Annotated in this window: 23 protein-coding genes; 9 read left to right on the forward strand and 14 right to left on the reverse strand. The window is 45.1% G+C overall.

The genetic code is table 11. The features are described 5' to 3' along the window. The 8 genes from MKX71_RS17615 to MKX71_RS17650 form a co-directional block, all read right to left on the reverse strand. Window positions 1-1,035, reverse strand: coding sequence for a glycosyltransferase family 2 protein (locus MKX71_RS17615; RefSeq protein ID WP_032726900.1), 1,035 nt, complete (start codon window positions 1,033-1,035; stop codon window positions 1-3). A gap of 24 nt (window positions 1,036-1,059) precedes the next feature. Next, complete coding sequence (gene epsG / locus MKX71_RS17620; protein ID WP_339231415.1) at window positions 1,060-2,163, reverse strand: biofilm exopolysaccharide biosynthesis protein EpsG; 1,104 nt, start codon at window positions 2,161-2,163, stop codon at window positions 1,060-1,062. Next, window positions 2,160-3,314, reverse strand: a complete 1,155-nt coding sequence (locus MKX71_RS17625; RefSeq protein ID WP_339231417.1) for a glycosyltransferase family 1 protein — start codon at window positions 3,312-3,314, stop codon at window positions 2,160-2,162. Before MKX71_RS17625 ends, epsG begins: the two co-directional genes overlap by 4 nt. Beyond that, on the reverse strand, window positions 3,307-4,143 hold the full coding sequence (gene epsE, locus MKX71_RS17630) for a glycosyltransferase EpsE (RefSeq protein ID WP_003228255.1): 837 nt from the start codon (window positions 4,141-4,143) through the stop codon (window positions 3,307-3,309). Before epsE ends, MKX71_RS17625 begins: the two co-directional genes overlap by 8 nt. Next, window positions 4,140-5,285, reverse strand: coding sequence for a glycosyltransferase family 4 protein (locus MKX71_RS17635; RefSeq protein WP_339231419.1), 1,146 nt, complete (start codon window positions 5,283-5,285; stop codon window positions 4,140-4,142). The genes epsE and MKX71_RS17635 overlap by 4 nt, the downstream gene beginning before the upstream one ends. A gap of 11 nt (window positions 5,286-5,296) precedes the next feature. Then, window positions 5,297-7,117: a nucleoside-diphosphate sugar epimerase/dehydratase gene (locus tag MKX71_RS17640; RefSeq protein ID WP_171518537.1), complete on the reverse strand. Its 1,821-nt coding sequence runs from the start codon at window positions 7,115-7,117 to the stop codon at window positions 5,297-5,299. Between the two features lie 234 nt (window positions 7,118-7,351). Then, complete coding sequence (gene epsB, locus MKX71_RS17645) at window positions 7,352-8,035, reverse strand: protein tyrosine kinase EpsB (RefSeq protein WP_003228249.1); 684 nt, start codon at window positions 8,033-8,035, stop codon at window positions 7,352-7,354. 5 nt (window positions 8,036-8,040) lie between these two features. Continuing rightward, window positions 8,041-8,745 (reverse strand): YveK family protein, encoded by a 705-nt coding sequence (locus MKX71_RS17650; RefSeq protein WP_003228247.1) that lies wholly within the window; start codon window positions 8,743-8,745, stop codon window positions 8,041-8,043. Between the two features lie 245 nt (window positions 8,746-8,990). On the opposite strand from MKX71_RS17650, the gene slrR reads away from it, so the two are divergent. From slrR to MKX71_RS17665, 3 genes are all read left to right on the forward strand, one after another. Further along, window positions 8,991-9,449, forward strand: coding sequence for a transcriptional regulator SlrR (slrR, locus tag MKX71_RS17655; protein WP_003228245.1), 459 nt, complete (start codon window positions 8,991-8,993; stop codon window positions 9,447-9,449). Window positions 9,450-9,523: 74 nt separating this feature from the next. Beyond that, window positions 9,524-10,993 carry a para-nitrobenzyl esterase gene (pnbA, locus tag MKX71_RS17660; RefSeq protein ID WP_339231421.1) on the forward strand — a complete coding sequence of 490 codons (1,470 nt, stop codon included), beginning with the start codon at window positions 9,524-9,526 and terminating at the stop codon, window positions 10,991-10,993. A gap of 2 nt (window positions 10,994-10,995) precedes the next feature. Further along, a complete protein-coding gene (locus tag MKX71_RS17665) occupies window positions 10,996-11,187 on the forward strand; it encodes a hypothetical protein (RefSeq protein WP_003228241.1) in 192 nt (63 codons plus the stop codon). A gap of 26 nt (window positions 11,188-11,213) precedes the next feature. Here the strand turns inward: MKX71_RS17665 and padC are convergent, their stop codons facing one another. The 4 genes from padC to MKX71_RS17685 all read right to left on the reverse strand — a co-directional run bounded on the left by padC (window position 11,214) and on the right by MKX71_RS17685 (window position 14,359). Continuing rightward, window positions 11,214-11,699, reverse strand: a complete 486-nt coding sequence (gene padC, locus MKX71_RS17670; RefSeq protein WP_003219868.1) for a phenolic acid decarboxylase — start codon at window positions 11,697-11,699, stop codon at window positions 11,214-11,216. A gap of 22 nt (window positions 11,700-11,721) precedes the next feature. Further along, window positions 11,722-12,177, reverse strand: coding sequence for a DUF3237 domain-containing protein (locus MKX71_RS17675; RefSeq protein ID WP_339231424.1), 456 nt, complete (start codon window positions 12,175-12,177; stop codon window positions 11,722-11,724). Between the two features lie 127 nt (window positions 12,178-12,304). Continuing rightward, window positions 12,305-12,988, reverse strand: coding sequence for a broad specificity amino-acid racemase RacX (racX, locus tag MKX71_RS17680; protein ID WP_339231426.1), 684 nt, complete (start codon window positions 12,986-12,988; stop codon window positions 12,305-12,307). 15 nt (window positions 12,989-13,003) lie between these two features. Beyond that, window positions 13,004-14,359, reverse strand: coding sequence for a serine hydrolase (locus MKX71_RS17685; protein ID WP_339231427.1), 1,356 nt, complete (start codon window positions 14,357-14,359; stop codon window positions 13,004-13,006). A 538-nt stretch (window positions 14,360-14,897) separates the two neighbouring features. Here MKX71_RS17685 and sacB point away from each other — a divergent pair. The 6 genes from sacB to MKX71_RS17715 all read left to right on the forward strand — a co-directional run bounded on the left by sacB (window position 14,898) and on the right by MKX71_RS17715 (window position 21,029). Next, window positions 14,898-16,319, forward strand: a complete 1,422-nt coding sequence (gene sacB, locus MKX71_RS17690) for a levansucrase (RefSeq protein WP_001022105.1) — start codon at window positions 14,898-14,900, stop codon at window positions 16,317-16,319. 73 nt (window positions 16,320-16,392) lie between these two features. Next, window positions 16,393-17,943 (forward strand): 2,6-beta-fructan 6-levanbiohydrolase, encoded by a 1,551-nt coding sequence (gene levB / locus MKX71_RS17695; protein ID WP_339231429.1) that lies wholly within the window; start codon window positions 16,393-16,395, stop codon window positions 17,941-17,943. Between the two features lie 107 nt (window positions 17,944-18,050). Continuing rightward, a complete protein-coding gene (aspP, locus tag MKX71_RS17700; RefSeq protein ID WP_015384716.1) occupies window positions 18,051-19,613 on the forward strand; it encodes an aspartate/proton symporter AspP in 1,563 nt (520 codons plus the stop codon). Between the two features lie 94 nt (window positions 19,614-19,707). Then, window positions 19,708-20,292 (forward strand): TetR family transcriptional regulator, encoded by a 585-nt coding sequence (locus MKX71_RS17705; RefSeq protein ID WP_003244443.1) that lies wholly within the window; start codon window positions 19,708-19,710, stop codon window positions 20,290-20,292. A gap of 81 nt (window positions 20,293-20,373) precedes the next feature. Further along, complete coding sequence (locus MKX71_RS17710; RefSeq protein WP_003242480.1) at window positions 20,374-20,709, forward strand: SMR family transporter; 336 nt, start codon at window positions 20,374-20,376, stop codon at window positions 20,707-20,709. Continuing rightward, window positions 20,709-21,029, forward strand: coding sequence for a QacE family quaternary ammonium compound efflux SMR transporter (locus MKX71_RS17715; protein WP_003228222.1), 321 nt, complete (start codon window positions 20,709-20,711; stop codon window positions 21,027-21,029). The genes MKX71_RS17710 and MKX71_RS17715 overlap by 1 nt, the downstream gene beginning before the upstream one ends. Before the next feature lie 35 nt (window positions 21,030-21,064). On the opposite strand, the gene MKX71_RS17720 is transcribed toward MKX71_RS17715, so the two are convergent. Beyond that, window positions 21,065-21,577 carry a DUF3231 family protein gene (locus tag MKX71_RS17720; protein ID WP_003243249.1) on the reverse strand — a complete coding sequence of 171 codons (513 nt, stop codon included), beginning with the start codon at window positions 21,575-21,577 and terminating at the stop codon, window positions 21,065-21,067. Between the two features lie 251 nt (window positions 21,578-21,828). Then, complete coding sequence (locus tag MKX71_RS17725) at window positions 21,829-23,172, reverse strand: FAD-binding oxidoreductase (protein ID WP_003228217.1); 1,344 nt, start codon at window positions 23,170-23,172, stop codon at window positions 21,829-21,831. Window positions 23,173-23,193 lie beyond the last annotated feature (21 nt).

The following is a 23,193-nucleotide window of genomic DNA, read 5'->3' on the forward strand; positions in this document are numbered from 1 at the left end:
TCACCCTCTGTTTCTCATTTTGTACTCGATCACCCGCTGATACACAGCCGATGCCATAGCGACGAACGGAATCATTCTGTATTTCGCCATCAGAAGCAGGCATGACCGTTTTGCGTCAAAAGGAGCGGTACCCGTTTTTGAAAGACTTTCTTGAAACACCGGGTCCGCGCATATCACGCCAACATTTCTAAGCTTTTCAAACAGCCGGCGGCTGCCGCTCGTTTTCCATTCATTCAGCATACAGATGCTGCTGTGAAGAACGATAAAGGTATCAAGCTCCTTGCGATACTCCTCCAGTTTGTTGTTCTCCTGTAAAAACGCCGCATTCGCCTCATACAGCGCAAGTCCTGATTCAAACAATTTTTTCTGATAGCGCTGCACAATGGAGGAAAGGTGAATTCGATAATGATAGAGCGGCGTTTTTACGTAGGATACTGAGCGGGCGAAAAAGTGAGCCCTGAAGCTGAAAAACTGATCCTCGACATGCTCCAGCTCGCCTCGGAGCGGAAACGACAGCCGATGGGCTTCAATCATGCTTCTTCTGTACAGTTTGTTCCATGAAAACCCTCTGACCTTCCCTTCGAATAACGCCTTGATATAGTGCTCCTTCGGCTGATCCTGATAGGTTTGGGCAATGTCTGAGTCCATGGTTTTGCCAGTGTCCTCAAACTCTGCGGCGTAATTGCAAATGACCAGATCAGTTTCATCGCCTGCTGCCCGGAGCATCTGCTCGCAATAATCAGGCTCAATCCAATCGTCTGAATCGATAAACGCGATAAATTCGCCGCGTGCAGCTTCAATGCCTTTATTCCGAACCGCACCGAGTCCCTGGTTTTCCTGATGAATCACCTTGAACCTGTTGTCCATTTTGGCGTATTCTTCTGCGATATCCGGGCTGGCGTCAGCTGAACCGTCATTGACAATGATGATTTCAATATTGTCCACTGTCTGGTTCCGCAGTGATTCGAGACACGTTCTGATATATGTTTCTGTGTTATAAACAGCGACTAACAGACTAACCGCAGGTGTTTCCATAATGACCGGCTCCTCTTGCATAAATTACCGGGAAAAAATCGTTCTGTAAGGCAGAACGGATGAATCAACCGGCATAAGCAAATAACTGTAAAGAAAATAACAAACAACGATAGCGATATAGATAAGGGCGTTCGATTTTTCATCAAATATCCTGACGAAATAAGGGACTAAGATCATTTGATACAGACCGAAATAAATATTGAATCTGGCAAAAATCACGTCCTTTGTGGCCAAAAGGCCGAACAAAAAACCAAGCAGGCACAAATTAACGACAATATCGATTTGCGGCCACAGACTCCGCAATCGTTCTTTATAGCAAAATGCAAGGAACAGCGGCAGAACCAACACAGCGATTTTGATCACATTCATTCCATTTGTGTTCGTCATGAGCCATTTTTCATAATGGCTGTATGAGCTGTTTTCAAGTACAACGACAAACACAGAAATAAATTTTTGATATAAAAATGTCATGCCGAGAAATAAAGCGGATAGGCCGATTATCGCCGGAGACCAGGCTTTTCTTCTGACAATAAAGTACACTGGAATCATAATCAGCGCCGACGAATGAAAGAGCGAGCTGACCAGCACAATCAGAAAATACCGCTTCCAGTTCCCGCTGATGATATAACGGATCGCCCAAAACAAAGCAGCTGCGACCATGTATTGCCTGATGCCGTTAAAAGACGCGTAGTAATGAAAGGTTCCCAAAAACAAAAAGACACTCAGCTCAAACGGCCTGCCATAGTCGGCGAGTGTCTTCATAATAAAGCTGTAGGTCACGACCGCCACCGTAAAATACATGATTTGAGGATCTTCCGTGATGAAATTCATAAGCCAAAGGAGTGCGGTAAACCCCGGATCTGTCGCTGTTTTCGCTGTGCCGAAACCGAATATCTGCCACACATTTTGATAATCGCCCGCCAATTCGTACAGGAGCGTGTACGTCTGAAAATCCGTGCCGACTCGATAGCGGAGACCTGACACGAGCACAAGTGAAGCGAGCGGAATCCAGATCAAAAGCTTATTCGGCCGATACCCCGTGGCAAGCGAATCGTCACGGCCGCCGCACATTTTAGCGAACCAAGACCAAATAAATACAATCCCCATATTGACGGCATATACAATCATCGGTCATGGTCCTTTTCCGTGCTGATGTTGTATACATTCAGCAGCGCTCCTACATTTTGCTGTGCATCGTAGCCAAGTTGAGCGAGTGTTTCTTTGATGAACTCACGCTTCGGCCTGCCTGCGGCGGCCGCCCTTGCAATGGTTTCAGCCCAGACGCTGATCGGCTCAGAAAGACTTAATCTTGTGACAAGCCCGAGACCGGCGTCGACTTTTTCTGTAATGCTGTCTGAAATGATGCATGGAAGCCCCGACGCCTGTGCTTCCACAAGCACAACCGGCAAGCCTTCGTACAGAGACGGCATGACAAATACATCGAATGTGCGCATCAGTTCATGGATCCGTTCCTCCGTGCCTAAAAAGAGGACGTCTGTTAGCAAATTCTGCTGCCGCGCCTCCTCCTCTATCTCCCCGCGCAACGGCCCGTCTCCCGCCAGAACGAGCTGAAAGCGAACGCCCCTTTCTTTGAGATGTGCGGCAAGTTTCAGCAGGAACGCGTGGTTTTTCACTTCATGAAACCGGGCCACATGGCCAATGATGAGCCGGTCGGCTGCAATGCCGCGTGCTGCTTTTTCTTCATCAGCCGCCTGCCCATTTGGGGCGAACAACTCAAGGTCAATCCCGTTAGGAAGAAGGTGAACACGCTCCCGCTCCATGTTAGACTGTCCAAATAAAAACCTGCCCGCATCCTCTCCGCAGGCACATAGCGCTGTCGCATTCGCCAAGATGAGCCGCCTGAACACCAGCAGCTGCAAGCGATCCTTCCAATTGAAGCAGGTCTTCCAAGACGTATTGTGGGAGTGGCATACCCTGACCGGCACTCCGGCGAGCCTTGCCGCAAGGGCGATAAAGCCCGTTTGGAAATCCGTGTGTGCATGAACGGCGCTGAACGGCCCGTTTTCTTTTATCGCGTTTCTCACATTCCTCACAAATGTAAGGGGATTGCTTTGCCCAATGCTCGGGACATAAAAAAGCCGCCCGCCTAAAGATAAAATCTCTTCATCATAAGCGCACGGATCATTTCGATACGTTAAAAAATCAAATTGCACTTTGCTTTTGTCCATCTTCCGATATAAATTCATTACCATGGTTTCCGCGCCGCCCCTGTTCATGCCGCTGAGAACATGGAGCACGCGCTTTTGGCTGCTATTCATGCTTGACAAGCCCTTCCTTTTGGTTCATCACTCTTTTTTTATGGTAGCGATTCATCACAGCTGCAGGCATAAAGGCGCGAATTAACGGTTTTGCGATATATATGTAATCAGATAAAGGAAGCTTCAAGCGTCTGCACGCCTGATAGACAAGAATGGCATTGTCGATTGAATACGTAAATGACCGCCGTTTGAATGCATCGCTGTCTTCCCTCACTTTATACAAGGCTTCCTGAAGATTATAGCCCCTGAAGCCCTCTTCAAAAAAGCGAAGCCACAAATCAATATCTTCCATTCGTCTCGTCCGCCGCACCGACCGGTAGCCTTTCAGCGTGCGGTAGGCACTCGCTCTCATCATAATCGTGCCGTGGCAAAATGGAGTCCCTTTTGCCATGATGCCCGGCTCCGGAACAGAAGGCAGAATGCGGGTGCCTCTTACGCCAAATTCATCAAACACAAGCATGCCGGTGCCAACCACCTGATAGTGTCGGTGCTTTTCTAAAAACGCGACCTGCTTTTCCAGACGGCGCGGAAACGAAAGGTCATCTCCGTCCTGACGTGCGATATAATCGCCTGTCGCATGCGAAAGACAATGATTTAATGATGCGGCAAGCCGCTTATTTGTTTTGTTTTGAATCAGTTTGATGCGGTCGCTGTAATGAGCGGCATACTGCTTCGCGATACGGAGCGTGCCGTCTGTTGACGCATCATCGCACAAAATCAGCTCCCAATTTTTATAGGATTGGCTGAGAATAGATTCTATGCTTTCTGCCAAAGTGCGTTCGCAATTATAAATGCCCATAATGACAGAAACTTTCGGTCCTGAGTTCATACGCTTTTCTCCTTTGTATCCATATCCATGTACGCGGAATAAATATCTGCCATTTCTTCCACCGTTCGCGCCTCCGAGAAGCGCAAGGCTGTTTTTCGGCCTTCCTGTCCCAGCTTTCGGCAGAGCCCCGGCTTATGGTAAAGCTGTTCAATCCGGCGGGCAAAAGCAGCACTGTCACCGATTTTGATCAGAAAACCGTTTTCTCCGTCGCGAATGATTTCCCGATGCCCGCGATTATCTGTGGCGATCGCCGGTTTTTCTGCCGCCATTCCCTCAAGCACATTCATACCGAGGCCTTCTCTAATGCTGGATGCGACAGATACATCCGCAAGCTGAATCAACTCATGTATGTCGCTGCAAAAGCCGTAAAAACAGACATTGGCGGAGGCACCAAGCTTTTCAGCTAACGTTTGATACGTATGTTCCATTGCCCCTTCCCCGGCAAACACAAGGCGGAGTGAGGGAATTTTTTCTTTTAGCAAGGCTGCGGCTTCAATTAACTGCTTCTGGTTTTTGTTCAGATTGAGCTCAGCCGGATAAACCAATATAAAATCATCTTCACGGAACCCGTGCTTTTCTCTGAGTCTTTGCTGCTCTATCGGACTGACAGGCCGGAAACGCTCGGTGTTGACGCCAATGCCGTGAATTTTCTGCGTCCTTCCGCCCGGCCTTTGAAGTCCTTTCGCCCGTATGTAATCCTCTTCATTAATCGTAATCAGGCAGTCTGTATATGCTGAAAGCCATTTCTCAACCGGATAGTAAAGAAGCCAATTTTTCATCGGTGCCCCTTTGCAGAAGTGAAATCCGTGCGCTGTGTACAGCACCTTTGTTCCGTGCCGCCGTGCCTGCCTCGCCGCCAGTCTGGCGAGAACGCCGCCGACCGGTGTATGGCAATGGACAATGTCGTATTCATAGGTGTCAATCACTTTCTTCAGCTGCCTATAAACGGCCAGGTTCTGAGGGTCAAAAGGTGACCTGCGAATCGGGATGGAGAATTTCTCATCCACATACGGCAGCTTGGTTTGTCCGTTCGCGGCGACATGAACCTCCCAGCCCATTTGCTTGAACCATTTAAAATAAGGGAGGTGAAAGGCCTTAAAATGATAATCAACAGTCGCGCAAAACAATATCTTTTTCGTCATTTTCACTCCCCCTAATGAACGCTGGCAGCCGTCATTTCTTCTGATGTATTGATTGCAGCAAACAGCCTCGCTCTCAGGTCGGCTTCCGGCAGCTCATGAAAATCCTCGATAAAGCGCATCAGCACCGGCCAATCGCCGTCCACCGCTTTACCGATGTGAATTTTTGGAAAGATTTGTTCAGCATGGACTTCATTTTTGTTCAGCAATTCTTCATACATTTTTTCGCCCGGACGAATGCCAGTGAATTCGATTGGAACCTGCTCAGTCGTGTAGCCGGACAAATGAATGAGGTTTTTGGCAAGATCCACAATCTTTACGGGCTCTCCCATATCGAGAACGAAAATTTGACGCCCTTTCGCCAGTGCCCCAGCCTGAATCACAAGCCTTGATGCCTCGGGAATCGTCATGAAATAGCGGGTCATTGCCGGATGTGTTACTGTCACCGGGCCGCCTTTTTCAATCTGTTTTTTGAAAATTGGAATGACGCTGCCGCGGCTCCCGAGTACATTGCCGAAGCGAACAGCAACAAATTTGGTTCTGCTGACTTTCCCAAGATTCATAATAATCATCTCTGCGAATCGTTTTGTCGCCCCCATTACGTTGGCTGGGTTCACCGCTTTGTCCGATGAAATCAGCACGAATGTCTCAGTTCCCGACATATCGGCTGCTTCCGCGACATTTTTTGTTCCGATAATATTGTTTTTGACCGCCTCTTCTGGATTGTGTTCCATTAAAGGCACATGCTTATGGGCAGCTGCATGATAGACAACATGCGGCTCGTATTTTTTCATCAAGGTAAACATTTTATCGCGGTCCTGCACATCAGCGATTTCCGTATGGAACACAATGTGTTTGCCGAATCGTCCATTCAGCTCTGTATAAATCGAATGAATGCTGTTTTCCCCATGGCCGAGCAGAATAATTTCCTTAGGCTGAAACGCGCTGATCTGACGGCAGATTTCCGAGCCGATTGATCCGCCCGCTCCCGTGACGAGAACTGTTTTTCCTTTGATGCGGTTCGAAATTTCGCTAGTGTCGAGGGTTACCGGCTTTCTGCCGAGCAAGTCCTCAGCTTTTACATCTCTGATTTGTCCTGCAGTTCGTGTGCCAAGCAGCATTTCATCAAAATGAGGCATAATTTTAATGCTTACTCCGGTTCGCACACATTCTTTATATAACACCTGAAGCTCATGGGTGCGGAGTGAAGGAATGGCAATAATAATATAATTAATTTTGAGCTTTTGCACCGCAGGCATGATACTTTCTTTACCGCCGATTACGGGCAGTCCCATAATTTCTAATTTATGCTTCGTTTGGTCGTCATCAATAAAAGCGACAGGTATGATATCAGGTTCATCTTTCGAAAGCAGCTGCCTGACCATCAGAGTCCCACCTGAGCCCGCCCCGATAATCAGCGCGCGGGACGAGGCGCAGCGTTTTTTCCTGATGCTTTCGTTTAATACTCTGGATAAAATACGGGTCCCTCCAATAGACAAAAGCTGAAGCACCCAGCACGCGGTTAACAGACGGAAGAACATCGTGTGATACACAGCATACTGAATGATACCGGTCACAGCGGCGGAAAGCGTAATGCCCTTAAGCAGGACAATCAGCTCGCCAAGTCCGGTGTATGTCCACACCTGTTTATACTGATTGAACAGGAAAGCACACACATGATAGCTGAGGAGCAAGCTGACAGCGGTAAGCAGTAATGCTCCGGAGTCATAAAATTGATAGGAATCTTTTAAAAATTGATATCCTGCAATAACTGAATTTAAAACGAGGTAAGTATCCAGCGCAATAATCATTGACAGTCTTCTCCGGTAACTCAACCTTTTCCCCCCTAATTCTTTTATCGGTTTAGCTGCGGCGGTTTTCGTCTCTCCAAAAAATCGGCAGCAGCTAAACCGACAACACGTCCTATGTATATATCAGATAAGTGGGCATTTAACCCATCCTCACGCCCCGCCAGCGACGACCAGCATCTAAGGCAGCAACTTCAGCTGCCCACAGCAGAGCCGAGTGCCTCCATTGATACAGGTCAGGAGACATCACCTTTACAAAAACTAGTAGGAATAGTGTTCCGATTTTTTCATTTTCTTTTTGTTTAAAAGAGCGCCTAACAGCTTCGCATTGGATTGTTCCAGTGCATCTTTTGCTTTCAGAACGGTATCGGTTTTTGTTTTTCCGCTTAAAACGACGAGCACGCTGCCGTCTGTCTGATTTGCTAGAATCTGAGCATCTGCAACAGCCAAAAGAGGAGGGGAATCAAAGATGACGAGGCTGAATTGTTCATAGATCTCAGATATTAAATCTCCCATTGCTTTTGAAGACAGCAGTTCTGCCGGGTTTGGCGGGGTCGGCCCGCTTGTCAGTACATATAAGTTATCGATCGGCGTCTTTTGCACCGTCTCACTGAGTGAAGCATTGCCGACCAGCACATTTGTCAGCCCGGTTACATTATCAACCTGAAACGTCTGATTGATGGTCGGCTTTCTTAAATCGGCATCCACCAGCAGTACTTTCTTTTCCTGCTGCTGCGCAAAGACAGCCGCAAGATTCGCTGCACTGAACGATTTACCTTCACCAGGCACAGAGGAGGTGACGAGGATAGATCGCAAGTTGGTCTGGACAGATGAGAACTCAATGTTTGTCCGAATGGTGCGATATTGTTCCGCAACAACTGATTTATTGTGTAAAACAGATATTTGAGCCAAACCTCGCCTTGCTTTCTTTTTTCTAAAGATCACTCGCTTCACTCCCCGAAATGTTTTATCCCGCGATTCCGCCCTTTGTGGACATCAGGAACGGAGCCTAAGCATGGCAATCCGGTTCTCTCGCTGAGCTGCCGTGCGCTTTTGCAAGTATCATCGAGAAAATGCAGAAAAAATGCCAGTGTAATGCCGCCCATGACAGCAGCGCCAAAAGCCATGACCATATTTCGCAGCCTGGCTGGCTTGATCATCGGGCTTTCAGAAGCCTTCGCCTCTGATAATATATGTACGCCTTGTACATTCATTCTTTCATCTACTTCTTTTTCAAACTTGTTCACTAACGTGTTCGCAATCTCAGCTGCTTTCGCCGGGTCGTGATCCTGGACGGCAACGTTGATAATTTCTGATTCATTTTCACTGCTGGTAACCACTTTTCCTTTCAGCGAGGAAGCCGATTCAGATAGGTGCAATTCCGCCTTAACTTCTTCCATCAAGGCAGTGCTTTTCATAATCGATTGGAACGTGCTGCTATACTGAAGATTTCGCTGGATGTCACTGAGATTCGAGTTTTCTTCACCGTCTGATTCATGAACCAGCACCTGTGTCGACGCCTGGTAGGTCGGTGAAATGACCTTAAATTGCACAAAACCCATAATAAGGGTGACGCCGATTGTGATGAGCAGAATCAGCACGAATCTGTGTCTGACAATCGCATATAATTCTTTGAAACTCATATTCTCATTCATGTATTCATAGCCTTCAGCCTTCCCGCGTCTGGCTTCCCGCGCCCCTTTCTGTTAATGATTGGATTATAAAAGAAAACGTTATTATTTAAAAATTGCAAAATAAGCCAACAAGTTCTCTTTAGAGAACAAAATCATGATTTTCCTCTAATTTACTGCACTTCCCTTATTATTTTAAATTTTATAAAGAACGAAAAATTCCTTATAATGAACAAAATAACGACAGGAATAGAGGAGAATTTCATATTATGATTGGAAGAATTATCCGTTTGTACCGTAAAAGAAAAGGCTATTCTATTAATCAGCTGGCTGTTGAGTCAGGCGTATCCAAATCCTATTTAAGCAAGATTGAAAGAGGCGTTCACACGAATCCGTCCGTTCAATTTTTAAAAAAAGTTTCTGCCACACTGGAAGTTGAATTAACAGAATTATTTGACGCAGAAACAATGATGTATGAAAAAATCAGCGGCGGTGAAGAAGAATGGCGCGTACATTTAGTGCAAGCCGTACAAGCCGGGATGGAAAAGGAAGAATTGTTCACTTTTACGAACAGGCTAAAGAAAGAACAGCCTGAAACTGCCTCTTACCGCAACCGCAAACTGACGGAATCCAATATAGAAGAATGGAAAGCGCTGATGGCGGAAGCAAGAGAAATCGGTCTGACTGTCCATGAAGTCAAATCCTTTTTAAAAACAATGGGAAGATGATGATCGGTTAAGGGCTAACGTTCGCATCTATAGGGTAAATCTGTTTATAATGGGGGAAAAAGGGAGAGAACACAATGACTCATCAAATAGTAACGACTCAATACGGCAAAGTAAAAGGCACAACGGAAAACGGCGTACATAAGTGGAAAGGCATCCCCTATGCCAAGCCGCCTGTCGGACAATGGCGTTTTAAAGCACCTGAGCCGCCTGAAGTGTGGGAAGATGTCCTTGATGCCACAGCGTACGGCCCTATTTGCCCGCAGCCGTCTGATTTGCTCTCACTGTCGTATACAGAGCTGCCCCGCCAGTCCGAGGATTGCTTGTATGTCAATGTATTTGCGCCTGACACTCCAAGTCAAAATCTTCCTGTCATGGTGTGGATTCACGGAGGCGCTTTTTATCTTGGAGCGGGCAGTGAGCCATTGTATGACGGATCAAAACTTGCGGCGCAGGGAGAAGTCATTGTCGTTACATTGAACTATCGGCTGGGGCCGTTTGGCTTTTTGCACTTGTCTTCGTTTGATGAGGCGTATTCCGATAACCTTGGGCTTTTAGACCAAGCCGCCGCACTGAAATGGGTGCGAGAGAATATCTCAGCGTTTGGCGGTGATCCCGATAACGTAACAGTATTTGGAGAATCCGCCGGCGGCATGAGCATTGCCGCGCTGCTCGCTATGCCTGCGGCAAAAGGCCTGTTCCAGAAAGCAATCATGGAAAGCGGCGCTTCTCGAACGATGACGAAAGAACAAGCGGCGAGCACCTCGGCAGCCTTTTTACAGGTCCTTGGGATTAACGAGGGCCAATTGGATAAATTGCATACGGTTTCTGCGGAAGATTTGCTAAAAGCGGCTGATCAGCTTCGGATTGCAGAAAAAGAAAATATCTTTCAGCTGTTCTTCCAGCCCGCCCTTGATCCAAAAACGCTGCCTGCTGAACCAGAAAAAGCGATCGCAGAAGGGGCTGCTTCCGGTATTCCGCTATTGATTGGAACAACCCGTGATGAAGGATATTTATTTTTCACCCCGGATTCAGACGTTCATTCTCAGGAAACGCTTGATGCAGCGCTCGAGTATTTACTAGGGAAGCCGCTGGCCAAGAAAGCCGCCGATTTGTATCCGCGTTCTCTGGAAAGCCAAATTCATATGATGACTGATTTATTATTTTGGCGCCCTGCCGTCGCCTATGCATCCGCACAGTCTCATTACGCCCCTGTCTGGATGTACAGGTTCGATTGGCACCCGAAGAAGCCGCCGTACAATAAAGCGTTTCACGCATTAGAGCTTCCTTTTGTCTTTGGAAATCTGGACGGATTAGAACGAATGGCAAAAGCGGAGATTACGGATGAGGTGAAACAGCTTTCTCACACGATACAATCAGCGTGGATCACGTTCGCTAAAACAGGAAACCCAAGCACCGAAGCTGTGAATTGGCCTGCGTATCATGAAGAAACGAGAGAGACGCTGATTTTAGACTCAGAGATTACGATCGAAAACGATCCCGAATCTGAAAAAAGGCAGAAGCTATTCCCTTCAAAAGGAGAATAAATATGGGGAAAACAGGATACATTGGTGCTGCCATTGTTGTGGCAGCTTGTATCATTATTTTGTCGGCCGTGGTATGTTTACGGGACACAGTCTATTACCAGCCTATGCGCTGGACTGGCATCATACTGTTTTTCGCGGGAATTGTGATGGTTCCCGCATACTCAGCAAAAAGAAAACCCGGAAAAGAGAAGTAATTCTCTTTTCCGGGTTTTTATGTTTATTATAATTTTCCCGCGCGAATATCGTCTGTCATTCCCTCATAAGGAGCCTTCGAAATCACTTCTTCGTTGTCGACTCCTTCATTTTTCAGAAATGTAATTTCCGCAAATTCAGGTACAACGTATTTTGGATACGTTTCATATTTTTCGCGGGATTCTTTCATCAAATCAATGTGGTCATTTTGGTAGCAAACCGTAATTTCAGGATGTTCATGCACCCATTTCGGGAAGAAAATAATGCCGTGCATGCGTTTTTCATTTGGCATAAAGTTTAATGAAACATCCGTGCCAGTCGGCTCTGTCCAAGACACTTTATATACGCCTTCTGTCAGTTTGACAATATTCACTTCCTGATCCCGAACCCAGCGTCCGGCAACCATTCCGCTATGAATTCTATAATCAATTGTATGGTCGTTTTTAATATAAATCTCGTATTCCCAGCCGTTTTCATACGTATAAATCATGTGGCTTCCGATAAAGTTTTCCATTTTTCACACTCTCCTTAGTCTTTTACTGCACTTCATAAATGTCTAGTCGAACGTAATCAGGGGTTCTTTCTGCGGAACCGATAAACAAGCGGTCATGGAGCCATTGATAGACTTTACTGCCTGTTTCAAACGTCGGTACCGTACGAAAATAAACATGCTCCGGATCAATGATTTCCCCGGCTGCCGCTTGTTTTCGAAACGGCTCGCTGACTTGCCGTATTCCATTGTTTTCAATGTAAATCAGTTCATGATCTGCTGTTACGATCACATACCTGGCAGATAAATCGGTTCTGCCGTCAGCGCGAATCATTTGCGAATCGGCACCGCTCGGCAAAATACGTCCCTTTACTTCCCCGGTTATTGTTCCCGAACAAATCGGAATGAATCGTCTCAGTCCCAGGCCTGTCTCACCAATCGTGATAGGCGGATCAACCTTGATTTCTAACGAGGCGAATGGTTTTAAAACCGGCTTCTTCACGAGAACCACCTCACCTTCAGAAAAAATCATGTAACTATTTACATGTTTAATTTAACACTATTGCAGTTAACTGTCAAACAATAGGAACATAAAAAAACAAGGGTTTGAAGACAGTCCTTGTCTGAAGCTAGCTTTGATAAGCAAGATATGTGCTGACAGTGCTTTTGGCAAGACAGGCAGAGGAATCTATAATCGGAATCTCACTTTGAGTATGATCTAACACCGCATTTAAATCCGTGCAGGCTGAAATGATGATGTCTGCATGCTGACTGATTTCTTCATATAGCGTCTGCCACAATGCTTGTGTATGCTCCATATGATTAGGCTGTTTGATTGCGGCGATAAGCTGGTTCACAACCTGCTGCCAATGGTCCTTGTGAACAACTTCTTGTCCATTTGCCTTCAGAACTTTTTGGTAGATGGCGGATTGGATGGTTGGCTCTGTTCCTAAAACCACCGCTTTTTTTGCAGGATGCGGAATCTCTTTTATCGTTTCCTCAACGATATGCAACATAGGAACCGACAATGCCTGCTGAATCTCTTCATAGTAGATATGCGCCGTATTACAAGGTAGCGCAATGAAATCCACGCCTGTTTTCTCGAGCTTTACCGCTCCGTCGATAATCGCTTTTTTCATCTCGTCATGGTCAATTGGACGATCTGCATAGAAGGGCGTCGGGCATGAATAGATCATCATGTGCGGGTAGTCAATATCGTTTGAAGCCCCATACAGCTTCTGACAGTAATCAATCACCTTATCAATAAACGGCGAGGTCGATTTCGGCCCCATTCCAGCTAATATTCCGATCATCAAATTCATTCCTTTCTAATTCGTACGGACCGCTTCTTCCTCTGAGCCATCCTCATAGAGGAAAAAGCTTTTCGCAGCATCCTCACCTAATGTAAACTCGACTTCAACAGACAATGCTCGCAGAAAGAAACGGGTTTCCGAGGAAGGAAATAACTCCAGTCTCAGCTGTCCGGCGATCTCCAAATAAAGCCGTTCATTCTCGGCTGTCACCTGTACAGCCGTCCCATCCTGCAACAGGTAGCTGCCAACATAGCGGCTGTATATCGCCGTATCAATTGCTTTTTTCTTTTTATCAGCAGGACGTTCCGGGACCTCATATGGCTGGCCAAATAGAATATGTTCCGCCGCCTTCAGAATCGCTTGTTCATATTCAGTATCCTCTTCCTTATTACTCAAATAGATCAGCGTTTTACGATGATCGATATATCGGATCATCAACGTCGAATAGCCGGGCCATCCTCCGCTGTGGCTGACAATCCGCCCTTTTTCAGGACTATTTTGCAGCACCCAGCCAAAGCCATAATCAATTGTTTCTCCATTGTTGAGGCGCACTGGAGAAAACGCAGATTCCTTAGAAGCCTTGCTGATGAAATCGTCCTGATATAAAGCCTGATCAAATCGAAACAAATCGCTTGTGACAGAGTTCACCGTCCCATCTCCCTGTATGCCATCGAGATACACAACATAGTTCGTTTCCTCCAGCTCATCAGGGAGGACGTATGTTTCGGAATGTACATCATACACATATCCATATGCATAATGATCAATTCGCTCAGGCGAAAGCCTCCTGTTATACACTCTTGTTTCATTCATGCCGATCGGTGAAAAAATACTTGTTTTCATAAAATCCGCATAGCTCATGCCAGATGCTTTTTCAATGATAACCGCCAGCAGCACATACCCCGTATTGCTGTACATCCAGCCTTCATTCGGTTCAAAATAACCAGATAGCCCCTCATTCATCAGCATATCGACAATATCCTGATTCACTGCAATCTTGTGTGAATCCCAATTGGCAAAAAACCATCCCATATAATCAGGAAGCCCTGACGTATGGTTCAATAAATGCCGAATCGTTACGCCCTGATACGGAAAACCGGGCAGCCAGCGATCCACTTTATCCTCATAGCCAAGAATCCCCTTCTCCTCCAGCAAGATGATTCCCAATGCTGTAAAAGGCTTTGACAAAGACGCTAACTCAAACAAAGAGTTGGTTTTCAACGGGCGTTTTTCCGTCATTTCCGCATAGCCAAAAGAGTGGTGATATAAAATATCGCCACCCTCCGCAGCCAGAACCGTCCCGTTAAACTGATGTTTTTCGCCTAATGTCTCAAATAACGTCTGAAGATGCTTTCTTTTATTCTGCTTCATTCCTCCACCTCCCATATCTCTGTACGTTACTAACCTACTAACGTTTCAAATATTTTGAAAAACCCTTCAGTTAGAGATCCTTTTTAACCCATCACGTATACCTGTCGTTCACTACTATTTAGTGAAATGAGATATTATGATATTTTCTGAATTATGATTAAAAAGGCAACTTTATGCCCATGCAACAGAAGCTATAAAAAATACAGAGAATGAAAAGAAACAGATAGATTTTTTAGTTCTTTAGGCCCGTAGACCGTAAATACTTTTATGATTTTCTATCAAACAAAAGAGGAAAATAGACCAGTTGCAATCCAAACGAGAGTCTAATAGAATGAGGTCGAAAAGTAAATCGAGCGGGTTTGTTACTGATAAAGCAGGCAAGACCTAAAATGTGTAAAGGGCAAAGTGTATACTTTGGCGTCACCCCTTACATATTTTAGGTCTTTTTTTATTGTGCGTAACTAACTTGCCATCTTCAAACAGGAGGGCTGGAAGAAGCAGACCGCTAACACAGTACATAAAAAAGGAGACATGAACGATGAACATCAAAAAGTTTGCAAAACAAGCAACAGTATTAACCTTTACTACCGCACTGCTGGCAGGAGGCGCAACTCAAGCGTTTGCGAAAGAAACGAACCAAAAGCCATATAAGGAAACATACGGCATTTCCCATATTACACGCCATGATATGCTGCAAATCCCTGAACAGCAAAAAAATGAAAAATATCAAGTTCCTGAATTCGATTCGTCCACAATTAAAAATATCTCTTCTGCAAAAGGCCTGGACGTTTGGGACAGCTGGCCATTACAAAACGCTGACGGCACTGTCGCAAACTATCACGGCTACCACATCGTCTTTGCATTAGCCGGAGATCCTAAAAATGCGGATGACACATCGATTTACATGTTCTATCAAAAAGTCGGCGAAACTTCTATTGACAGCTGGAAAAACGCTGGCCGCGTCTTTAAAGACAGCGACAAATTCGATGCAAATGATTCTATCCTAAAAGACCAAACACAAGAATGGTCAGGTTCAGCCACATTTACATCTGACGGAAAAATCCGTTTATTCTACACTGATTTCTCCGGTAAACATTACGGCAAACAAACACTGACAACTGCACAAGTTAACGTATCAGCATCAGACAGCTCTTTGAACATCAACGGTGTAGAGGATTATAAATCAATCTTTGACGGTGACGGAAAAACGTATCAAAATGTACAGCAGTTCATCGATGAAGGCAACTACAGCTCAGGCGACAACCATACGCTGAGAGATCCTCACTACGTAGAAGATAAAGGCCACAAATACTTAGTATTTGAAGCAAACACTGGAACTGAAGATGGCTACCAAGGCGAAGAATCTTTATTTAACAAAGCATACTATGGCAAAAGCACATCATTCTTCCGTCAAGAAAGTCAAAAGCTTCTGCAAAGTGATAAAAAACGCACTGCTGAATTAGCTAACGGCGCTCTCGGCATGATTGAGCTAAACGATGATTACACACTGAAAAAAGTGATGAAACCGCTGATTGCATCTAACACAGTAACAGATGAAATTGAACGCGCGAACGTCTTTAAAATGAACGGCAAATGGTACCTGTTCACTGACTCTCGCGGGTCAAAAATGACGATTGACGGCATCACGTCTAACGATATTTACATGCTTGGCTATGTTTCTAATTCTTTAACTGGCCCATACAAGCCGCTGAACAAAACTGGCCTTGTGTTAAAAATGGATCTTGATCCTAACGATGTAACCTTTACTTACTCACACTTCGCTGTACCTCAAGCGAAAGGAAACAATGTCGTGATTACAAGCTATATGACAAACAGAGGATTCTACGCAGACAAACAATCAACGTTTGCACCAAGCTTCCTGCTGAACATCAAAGGCAAGAAAACATCTGTTGTCAAAGACAGCATCCTTGAACAAGGACAATTAACAGTTAACAAATAAAAACGCAAAAGAAAATGCCGATATCCTATTGGCATTTTCTTTTATTTCTTATCAACATAAAGGTGAATCCCATATGAACTATATAAAAGCAGGCAAATGGCTAACCGTATTCCTAACCTTTTTAGGAATATTGCTGTTTATCGACTTATTTCCAAAAGAAGAACATGACCAAAAAACAAAATCAAAACAGAAGCCGGACTACCGGGCGGCATATCATTTTACGACGCCGGATAAATGGAAAAATGACCCTCAAAAACCGATCTATTTTGATGGCAAGTATCATTATTTCTATCTATATAACCGGGATTACCCAAAAGGCAACGGCACAGAATGGCGCCATGCCGTCTCAGAGGATTTGGTGCACTGGACCGATGAAGGCGTGGCGATTCCGAAATATACAAACCCGGACGGTGACATTTGGACCGGTTCCGTCGTGGTTGATAAAGAGAACACAGCCGGCTTTGGGAAAAATGCCCTTGTCGCGATTGTGACACAGCCCTCAGCCAAAGACAAAAAACAGGAACAATATTTGTGGTACAGCACAGATAAGGGAAAATCATTCAAATTCTACAGTGGCAACCCCGTTATGCCTAATCCGGGTACAGACGATTTCAGAGATCCGAAAGTCATATGGGATGACCAGGATAACAAATGGGTCATGGTCATGGCTGAAGGATCAAAAATCGGCTTTTATGAATCCGATAATCTTAAGGACTGGCATTACACAAGCGGATTCTTCCCAGAACAGACGGGAATGGTGGAATGTCCCGACCTCTACATGATGCGGGCAAGCGACGGAACGAATAAGTGGGTTCTCGGTGCCAGCGCGAATGGCAAACCGTGGGGCAAACCAAATACGTACGCCTACTGGACCGGAAGCTTCGACGGAAAAGAATTCAAAGCGGATCAGACTGAAGCCCAATGGCTTGACTATGGCTTCGACTGGTATGGCGGTGTGACATTCGAAGACAGCAAAAGCACAGATCCATTAGAAAAGCGGTATGCGCTTGCCTGGATGAACAATTGGGATTATGCCAACAACACCCCGACAATGAAGAACGGCTTTAACGGCACAGATTCTGTCATACGCGAACTCCGGCTGAAGGAGCAGGATGGAACATACAGCCTCGTCTCACAGCCGATTGAAGCTTTGGAGCAGCTGACTGTTTCAACTGACGAAATAGAGGATCAGGATGTGAACGGATCAAAAACATTGTCGATAACAGGTGATACGTACCAGCTTGATACGGATCTTTCTTGGTCAGAGCTAAAGAATGCAGGCGTCAGGCTCAGAGAATCAGAAGACCAAAAAAGCCATATTGATGTCGGCATTTTCGCTGAAGGCGGCTATGCTTATGTCAATAGAGCAGCCACAAATCAGCCTGACAAAAGCAATACCTATGTCGAAAGCAAAGCTCCTTATGATGTAAACAAACGTAAGGTGCATTTGAAAATACTTGTCGATAAAACAACGATAGAAGTATTTGTTGGCGACGGGAAAACCGTTTTTTCAAATGAAGTCTTCCCAAAGCCTGAAGATAAAGGAATTACCCTTTATTCTGACGGCGGCACAGCCTCCTTCAAAAATATAACAGTGAAACACTTTGATTCGATTCATGAATAAAAACAGGGGCGGCGCAGGCTGCCCCTGTTTTTTTATTAGGAGCGGTATTCTCTGTTACATATTGGGCATTGTAAGGAATATAAGGCTGGTTTCAAAGGAGGAAGCGAATGTCTAAACAAGGAAATTTTCAAAAATCAATGTCGCTGTTTGATCTGATTTTGATTGGGATGGGAGCCATCTTTGGATCAGCGTGGCTGTTCGCTGTCAGTAATGTCGCTTCAAAAGCAGGGCCCTCCGGCGCTTTTTCCTGGATCCTCGGAGGAGCCATTATTTTGTTAATAGGGCTTGTATATGCGGAGCTCGGAGCCGCTCTGCCCCGTACCGGAGGCATCATTCGATACCCCGTTTATTCACATGGCCACCTTGTCGGCTACTTAATTTCGTTTGTCACGATTGTCGCTTATACAAGCTTGATTTCAATTGAAGTGACAGCTGTGCGCCAGTATGTGGCCTATTGGTTTCCCGGCCTGACCATTAAAGGGTCTGATTCGCCGACCATTTCCGGCTGGATCTTGCAGTTTGCCCTATTATGCTTGTTTTTCCTGCTGAATTATTGGAGCGTCAAAACCTTCGCTAAGGCGAATTTCATCATATCGATTTTTAAATATATTGTGCCGATTACCATCATTATTGTGCTGATCTTTCATTTTCAGCCGGAGAATTTATCTGTTGAAGGATTTGCACCGTTTGGATTTACAGGTATTCAGGCTGCCATCTCGACAGGCGGCGTGATGTTTGCGTATCTCGGCCTGCATCCGATTGTATCTGTAGCAGGTGAAGTCCAAAATCCAAAACGCAATATCCCGATCGCTTTAATCATTTGCATCATCGTTTCAACCATCATTTATACTGTTTTGCAGGTCACCTTTATTGGTGCAATCCCGACAGAAACACTGAAACATGGCTGGCCGGCAATTGGCCGGGAGTTCTCATTGCCGTTTAAGGATATTGCGGTCATGCTCGGGTTAGGCTGGCTTGCAACGCTTGTCATTTTAGACGCCATTCTGTCTCCCGGAGGAAACGGGAATATCTTTATGAATACGACATCCCGCCTTGTTTACGCCTGGGCGCGTAACGGCACATTATTTGGCATATTCTCAAAGGTCAATAAAGATACGGGGACACCCCGCGCTTCGCTTTGGCTTTCGTTTGCCCTGTCCATTTTCTGGACACTTCCCTTTCCTTCGTGGAACGCGCTCGTCAATGTCTGTTCAGTCGCGCTCATTCTTTCATATGCGATTGCACCCATTTCTTCAGCTGCGCTGAGGGTCAACGCGAAGGACTTAAACAGGCCGTTTTATTTAAAGGGAATGAGCATTATCGGGCCGCTTTCCTTTATATTTACAGCGTTTATCGTGTACTGGTCAGGATGGAAAACAGTCTCCTGGCTGCTTGGTTCACAGCTCGTGATGTTTTTGATCTATCTCTGTTTCAGCAAATATACGCCTAAAGAAGATGTCAGCCTCGCTCAGCAGCTGAAATCAGCCTGGTGGCTTATCGGGTTTTATATTATGATGCTGATCTTTTCCTACATCGGTTCTTTCGGACATGGTTTAGGGATTATCAGCAATCCCGTCGACCTCATTTTAGTCGCGATCGGCTCACTTGCGATTTATTACTGGGCAAAGTATACCGGGCTCCCAAAAGCCGCCATTGATTACGATAAATAAAGAAGCAAGAGGTTTTCTTGCTTCTTTATTCTTTACAAACATACATACACGCGATAAAATGAATGAGAGTCAGTCATTACTGGAGGTGTTCCTCATGCCAAAACAAACATCGGGTAAATACGAAAAAATTTTGCAGGCGGCCATAGAAGTCATTTCTGAAAAAGGCCTCGACAAAGCTTCTATTTCTGATATTGTCAAAAAGGCCGGCACTGCCCAAGGAACATTCTATTTGTATTTTTCATCTAAAAATGCCCTCATACCGGCCATTGCAGAAAATCTCCTCACCCATACACTTGATCAAATCAAAGGTAGGCTGCATGGGGACGAGGATTTTTGGACCGTTTTAGATATATTAATTGATGAGACATTTCTCATTACAGAACGCCATAAGGATATTATTGTCCTCTGTTATTCCGGGCTTGCGATCGACCACTCCATGGAAAAATGGGAGACGATCTATCAGCCTTATTATTCCTGGCTTGAAAAAATCATCAACAAGGCCATTGCAAACCACGAGGTAACGGAAGGAATCAATTCAAAATGGACGGCCAGAACGATTATCAACTTGGTCGAGAATACTGCGGAACGATTCTATATCGGATTTGAACAAGATGAAAATGTTGAAGTGTATAAAAAGGAAATTTTCACTTTCTTAAAACGGAGCTTAGGTACTGCTTAAAAAATGACTGGGTAACACCGCTCATTTTTTAATGCCCTAAAAATGACTGACGTTCATTCATAAAATAGAGAGGTGTTTCATTTGAATTGGGTTCTTGTTTTTATTGCAGGGCTTTTAGAGGTTGTTTGGGCCTCTTCCCTCAAACATGCCGATTCGCTTTTGGATTGGATCATCATTTTTATCTTAATCGCGGTCAGCTTTATCCTGTTGATCCGCTCTTATCAAAAAATCCCGATGGCCGCGGCGTACACTGTGTTTGTGGGAATCGGAACCGTCGGAACATATCTGACTGGAATTGTTCTGGGCGAATCCTTCTCAGCAGCCCAAATGTTCTTTTTAGCTTTATTGCTGGCTGGCATTTTAGGAATGAAATTATTTACGAAAGAAAGCAAATCTCAGCCGGGAGGTGAAAAATAATGGCATGGTTTTTATTAGTGATTGCCGGCATAGAAGAAATTATAGCTGCCATTGCCATGAAATATATAGACGGAACAAGAAAAAAATGGCCGATCATTGTGATGACTGTTGGATTCGGCTTATCCTTTTACTGCCTGTCCCAAGCGATGATCGTCCTGCCTGCCGGAGTCGCATATGCCGTTTGGACTGGCATTGGAAGCATTGGTGTTTCGGCGGTCGGGCTCATTTGGTTTAAGGAGCGGTTTCAGCTTTCACAGGTGATTTCACTTTGCCTTATCCTAGCCGGCGTCATCGGCCTGCGTCTTACGTCATCTTCATAAAATCAAGGCATATACAGCTGTATATGCCTTTGCCATTAAGCTTCGTGATGTTTTTGAAGATGAAGCGGCGGCGGGATGAGCCAGCCTTTGTTTTTTAGCAGCCTTAAGTATTTTGCGCCGGTTGCCGCTTTCGACATATGAAATTGCCCAAACATCATGGCAATATCCTCACGAATCGATTGCCCCATCATTTTGCTGCATGTCACAAGACCTGCAGCATTTTCTGCTGCCGCGGAAGCCGCCACATCCGGATCGAGAAACCGTGCGCCAGGCGGAATATCGTTAAGATCTGCTGTCGGCGGTTCAGGAGAAGCCGGCGGCAGCGCCACCCCGTTTTCTTTCAGGATCGTGCTGACCTGTTTGATTTCATCTTGGCATTTCTCAATAGACTCACGAAGCAGCTTCTTCAGGTCGTCATCACCGACATGATTCAATAGCATTTGGTAATTGCCGACCATTTTATTGCCCGCCATCACATAACTCCACAAGCCGAATACCTCACCGTAATGCATCGGTTCATCCTGCGGATTTCCGCTTAAAATACCCATGTTCATCCTCCTCCCATATTCAATATTGCACATTTCATAACGTGCCCAAGCGGAGGAACATTTATGTTTCAGCGGAAAAGATTTATGAAATGAAACAAAACAAAAAAGACAAGAGTGGCAAGTTGCCAAACCATTGTCTTTCCTGTTGTTTGATTGGACGCACTGAAGGGATTCGCACCCCGACAGACAAGATACCGGAAACCATTCAAGTGCTTTTTAATATGAGTCATTGATTCTGTCTTTAATAAACTTTAACGAGATGGCGGGATGCTTTGCGGAAAACGAAATACATTTTCGGGGTCATATTTCGCCTTTATTTCTCGAAGCCGCGCAAAGTTTGCGCCATAATATTCTTTTCCGAAGTTTTCAATGTTTTGATCTGGAACATTAACATATGAACCTGCTACATATGGTTGCATCAGCTGACGCACTCTTTCAACTGATGCAAGATTTGAATCTTCTTGTGATTTATTTTTCCAACTAGCCGTCCATTCCGTATAAAATAATGGATGGCGCCAAAAAAAGGCAGTTTCGTCTTTAGGGACTCTGCTTATAGCACCACCCCAATTGATAAAAAAGAAATTGGCTTCTGTTCCAGTAGCATCTTCCAAAAATTTTCTCATGATTGAAATGGGTTCGTCAGACCAAAAATCATGACCCCAAGCCGAGGAGAATTTAACACTCTGATCATTTCTGCCAGGGATGGGTTCGTCAGGGTCTAAGAAATCTATAGCATCTGGATAGTATAATGTTTTGATATCTGCTTCTGTTGGAGTTCCCGCATGTAATAAAGGTTTTAATAATCGAATCAATTCAGTTTTCGAACCGAGGAAAATTCCTTCTGCATGACACAAACCATTTATTTTGCTGTAAATTTCAAGGTAGCATCCTAATCGTTCATCTACAAACGGAGCCCATTTCTGCCAAGCTTTAAATACCGTTTCTAATTGTTCCCACGGCCAGATAATATTGAAGACGGTTGCAGTTTTAGGGGCACGATGAACTTTGAATGTATATTGGGTATTATATCCAAAGTTACCTCCTCCTCCGCCTCTAGAAGCCCATAGCAAATCCTCATTGTGAGATTGATCTGCATGAATAATCCTTCCTTTTGCATCTACCGTTTTCAGCGCGAGAAGGTTATCACTTATAAGGCCAATCGATCGTGAGAGTACACCAAATCCGCCGCCCATCGTAATTCCCCCGATTCCAACTGTTGGGCTATCTCCAAACGGAGCCATAAAACCGTCTCGAGCTAATCCCTTTACAAGCGGGCCAACGGGAATACCAGTTTGAACGGTTGCAATCGCGTTTTCTTCATCTAAGAAAACTTTATTCATGTCACTCACATCAATAACAATTCCTCCACTTACTACTGAAAGGTTTTTATCTAAAGCATGGCGACCGCTTCTGACACGTAAGGGCACTTTATTCTCACGAGCCCATTTAATGGCATTACTTACATCGTATGAATTTTGCGCAAAAACAAAGACAAGAGGATAGACATCCACATAAGGGTTCCAATTCTTAATAGCCTCTGTATAGCCGGGGTCTCCTTTGAAGATTACACGCCCTGTCAACTGTGTTGATCCCATATATTATTTCACTCCCAAAGA

Origin of the sequence: Bacillus sp. FSL M8-0071, assembly GCF_037975455.1 — a bacterium.
Classification (GTDB): Bacteria; Bacillota; Bacilli; order Bacillales; family Bacillaceae; genus Bacillus; species Bacillus subtilis.

Bases quoted from the DNA above. Each gene is read 5' to 3' on its own strand.
- sacB (WP_001022105.1), top strand. From the start codon at position 14,898: ATGAACATCAAAAAGTTTGCAAAACAAGCAACAGTATTAACCTTTACT.
- MKX71_RS17715 (WP_003228222.1), top strand. From the start codon at position 20,709: ATGGCATGGTTTTTATTAGTGATTGCCGGCATAGAAGAAATTATAGCT.
- MKX71_RS17635 (WP_339231419.1), bottom strand. From the start codon at position 5,285: ATGACGAAAAAGATATTGTTTTGCGCGACTGTTGATTATCATTTTAAG.
- MKX71_RS17625 (WP_339231417.1), bottom strand. From the start codon at position 3,314: ATGAATAGCAGCCAAAAGCGCGTGCTCCATGTTCTCAGCGGCATGAAC.
- MKX71_RS17725 (WP_003228217.1), bottom strand. From the start codon at position 23,172: ATGGGATCAACACAGTTGACAGGGCGTGTAATCTTCAAAGGAGACCCC.
- pnbA (WP_339231421.1), top strand. From the start codon at position 9,524: ATGACTCATCAAATAGTAACGACTCAATACGGCAAAGTAAAAGGCACA.
- MKX71_RS17615 (WP_032726900.1), bottom strand. From the start codon at position 1,035: ATGGAAACACCTGCGGTTAGTCTGTTAGTCGCTGTTTATAACACAGAA.
- aspP (WP_015384716.1), top strand. From the start codon at position 18,051: ATGTCTAAACAAGGAAATTTTCAAAAATCAATGTCGCTGTTTGATCTG.
- levB (WP_339231429.1), top strand. From the start codon at position 16,393: ATGAACTATATAAAAGCAGGCAAATGGCTAACCGTATTCCTAACCTTT.
- MKX71_RS17705 (WP_003244443.1), top strand. From the start codon at position 19,708: ATGCCAAAACAAACATCGGGTAAATACGAAAAAATTTTGCAGGCGGCC.
- MKX71_RS17665 (WP_003228241.1), top strand. From the start codon at position 10,996: ATGGGGAAAACAGGATACATTGGTGCTGCCATTGTTGTGGCAGCTTGT.
- MKX71_RS17720 (WP_003243249.1), bottom strand. From the start codon at position 21,577: ATGGGTATTTTAAGCGGAAATCCGCAGGATGAACCGATGCATTACGGT.
- epsG (WP_339231415.1), bottom strand. From the start codon at position 2,163: ATGATTGTATATGCCGTCAATATGGGGATTGTATTTATTTGGTCTTGG.
- racX (WP_339231426.1), bottom strand. From the start codon at position 12,988: ATGATCGGAATATTAGCTGGAATGGGGCCGAAATCGACCTCGCCGTTT.
- MKX71_RS17685 (WP_339231427.1), bottom strand. From the start codon at position 14,359: ATGAAGCAGAATAAAAGAAAGCATCTTCAGACGTTATTTGAGACATTA.
- padC (WP_003219868.1), bottom strand. From the start codon at position 11,699: ATGGAAAACTTTATCGGAAGCCACATGATTTATACGTATGAAAACGGC.
- epsE (WP_003228255.1), bottom strand. From the start codon at position 4,143: ATGAACTCAGGACCGAAAGTTTCTGTCATTATGGGCATTTATAATTGC.
- MKX71_RS17650 (WP_003228247.1), bottom strand. From the start codon at position 8,745: ATGAATGAGAATATGAGTTTCAAAGAATTATATGCGATTGTCAGACAC.
- slrR (WP_003228245.1), top strand. From the start codon at position 8,991: ATGATTGGAAGAATTATCCGTTTGTACCGTAAAAGAAAAGGCTATTCT.